Source organism: Calditrichota bacterium, assembly GCA_016867835.1.
GTDB lineage: Bacteria > Electryoneota > AABM5-125-24 > Hatepunaeales > Hatepunaeaceae > VGIQ01.
On sequence record VGIQ01000175.1, the window covers coordinates 1 to 3,260 of the forward strand.

The following is a 3,260-nucleotide window of genomic DNA, read 5'->3' on the forward strand; positions in this document are numbered from 1 at the left end:
CTCACCGGCTGCCGGCAACCTGCCCGTCGGGGCGGGATGATTTCCGCTCTCCAAGTCTAACGTAGCAAAACCGCTTTGACAGTCCGGGAATGGGAGCCGGCCTGAAGGCGGAGAAAATAAACTCCCGATGGCATCCTGCCTCCCGATGGCATCCCGCCTCCAGATGTCATTCTGAACGAAGTGAAGAATCTGAACTGATGCGTGCCGGGGGAGAGGGGACCATCGTGAAGACGGAGCACTTCCCGGCCGTCGAGCGCGTAAAGGCTGATCCGGACGGGCATGAGACCCCCTACCTGTGCACTTGGAGGGCGGACATTCTTGTCCGCCCTTAGGGCAGGCAGGAATGCCTGCCCGCCAAGGTCAACTGTCACCGTCGCCTGATCGTTGAAGGGATTAGGAGCAATCGTAAGCGAGAGGGGATCGTCATCCCCGCTTTTCCCCTCGTCATCCCCGCGCAGGCGGGGATCCAGTCCAGCACTTAGTGAATGGACATTCACCACCCATCTTTGCACATCCTCCTCCCATTCTTCCTCGCTCACTCGCTCCCGCGCAAACCCGCTCACGACGTATCTGCCGGTGTCTTGAAATGAAATGGACAAAGTGGACTCGATGGACATAGTGTCGGCTTCATTCAGCGTCCACCAGAACTCGATGGAGTCGTTGTTGGCATTGAAGGGGATCAGTTCAAAGGTCGCTTCCTGACGCGGCTCGAGGGAGATTTCGGGGGTATTGGGCTCAAAGGCCCGAATGACGCCGCGCACCTGAATCGCCCATTGGACGCTGTCTGCAGGCACGGGATCAACATTCGGGTCGAAGACCTTGGCTTTCAAGGCATAGCCACCCGTCCGGTCGAACGCGTAGGACCGGATTCCGATCCGGTCATCCCCTCCCACTTCCTCCCACCTCACCGCCGTCGAGTCGTAAATCATCCACTCATACCGCAGGTTCTCCAAGTCCCCGATATAGGCGACGGAGTCGAGGGCGAAGTCGATCACAGAATTGCGTTGGATGGTGAAGGAAGAAGACTCAGGAAGATAGGAGGTGATAAGAAGATCTCTGACATGAACGTGCCAAACTATCGAGTCGGATAGTGCGCCATCGGATACCTCGCACTTCACCAAGTATCGCCCAATTACGGGGAAAGGTATGACTATGTGCGAGTCATCTTCATTGATTGCTTCACGGTTTAGGCTCCACATAAATGAAAGAGGGTCATCTTGGAGATCGACCGCCGAGACTCGAAATTCAATTTCTGTTCCTATAAGCACTACAGTATCAAGGGCACCCGGTGTAAAATCCACTATCTCTGGCGCAGAGTGCTCAGGGGCAAATTGCATTACTAATCCATCATAATCATCGCGTACTTCGGGCTGCTTGATACTGCCTGCCAATAGAAGATCCCCGCGAGGCAGTATCATGGCGGATGTAAAAACTATTTCGGTACCCGTTGAGTCGTCCGGTAGAGGAATAGCTCTTCGCCAAGCAATATCCCCTCCGGGTTCTAATCGAAGCACCATCCCGCTGGGATACCTCGCCATTCCTCCAGCTGCCACCAAACAACCTCCATCGTTTGGGAATGCCCTGACATCCCAACCATTCGCCGATACACCCTCTATCCCAGATGCATAATATCGCATCCACTCTGCTCGCCCTTCAGCATCAACCCGTGCCAAGAAGATGTTTCCACCTTGAGGCGAGAGGTAGTCAGTTCCACAAAGATAGAAACCACCTTCACCGGTGGATGTGAAACTGAAAATCTCCTCGTCTCTATTATCCGCTCCAACGCGTTGGGACCAAAGCGAATCGCCCTCTTCATTAACCTTCATTATCCACGCATCACCTGGTCGTCTTTGGAATTGATTTCTTCCAACAGTTCCTGCCATTACATATCCCCCCTCGGTTTCGCGCAGCGCAATAAAATTCTCAGTATCATCTGTGCCGTATGCCCGATGCCAAACCTCATCGCCCTCACCATCGATCATTAGAAGGAGTCCATTTTCGTAGTCGGGGCCGAAGGAATTCGTCGATCCGGCTATCAGAAAGAAATCCCCAGCCTTGATTTCGATCACAGCACGGGCACGATCAGTTCGTCCGTAATCGAAGGTATTATACCAGATCAATTCACCTGCTTGATCGCAGCGTATAGCATAAATGTCCCGATTTTGAGCAACAATATCCCCTACTGCGACAAAATCACCATTATCGGCTTCAACAACATAAAACATCGGTTCTGGCGAAATTGTTTCGTCGATCTCGATGCTCCATTCAACCTCGCCGCGTCGATCCATCTTGAGCAGCCAACCTTGCGTTTGCACACCCCGATCCCCATCCTCCATAGTTGAGATGCCACAGCAGATCATCCCACCATCTGACGTCCGATTGATCTTGCGAAACAGATCTGCCTCCTGAAATCCACTGTCATAGGCGCGCCACCAGAGATCGCGCGGCTGAGCCTGGGAATATACCTGGCATAACAATGTCACAATGACAATGCGGTAGAGCATCTATCTAATCCAGTAGGGTTTTGATAAGAATGGCATAAGGCGGCACCGAAGTGCCGCCCCACGCCTGATTCAATCAACGACCATTTTCGGGCACGTAGTAGAATGCCTTATAATTGACCGTTGCGGAGACTTCTACTCCAATCCATTGTCCCTGTCCGCCACCGATTTGCTGCAGTCGACCGGGGTCGGCGAAGATGGTTCCAAAAGGACACCATACTTCAGCCAGCCAGTTCGCAGAGGCCCAATCGTCAAGTGTCACTTGTGCGATTCCTGCAGAAAGATTGGTGGTACGTTCAAACTCACCGTCAGGTGGTGGGAATGTAAAAACTACACCCCAATTACCGAGGTAAATCCACTCTTCGGCGTCATTGTCCCAGCCGAAAACTTGGATTGTATAAGTCACATTCGCCCATGCCTGCGGCGCGGCGGCGAGCGGGACGAGCATCACCAGCGCGGTGGCGATGCTGAGGAGCGTCAGTTTGCGTAGCATCTTGAAACTCGTTGCTGGATTCTGTTGGCATTGCGTGTTGCATTCGACGATGGCAGACGCGCAAGGCGCTATCTGCCCGATCCAACTAAAGGCGGTCCGCGGACGGAGTGGCTCGAGGCGCCACCGGATGCCGGGGTGAAGGGCTGGGGTCTATTTGATAGGCGAGGGCGAAGAGAGGGGCGTGATCCTTCACTGCGTTCAGCATGACAGAGGGGCCTCCGGTGAGGCACGTGAAGGGCAGAGACCGGCTCACCCGACTGCCCTCA

The 3,260-nt window shown here is 54.0% G+C and carries 2 protein-coding genes; both read right to left on the reverse strand.

What is annotated here, in order from left to right:
• Nucleotides 1-56 precede the first annotated feature (56 nt).
• On the reverse strand, nucleotides 57-2,504 hold the full coding sequence (locus tag FJY67_11695) for a hypothetical protein (protein ID MBM3330112.1): 2,448 nt from the start codon (nucleotides 2,502-2,504) through the stop codon (nucleotides 57-59).
• Between the two features lie 73 nt (nucleotides 2,505-2,577).
• Nucleotides 2,578-2,994 (reverse strand): hypothetical protein, encoded by a 417-nt coding sequence (locus FJY67_11700; protein ID MBM3330113.1) that lies wholly within the window; start codon nucleotides 2,992-2,994, stop codon nucleotides 2,578-2,580.
• Nucleotides 2,995-3,260 lie beyond the last annotated feature (266 nt).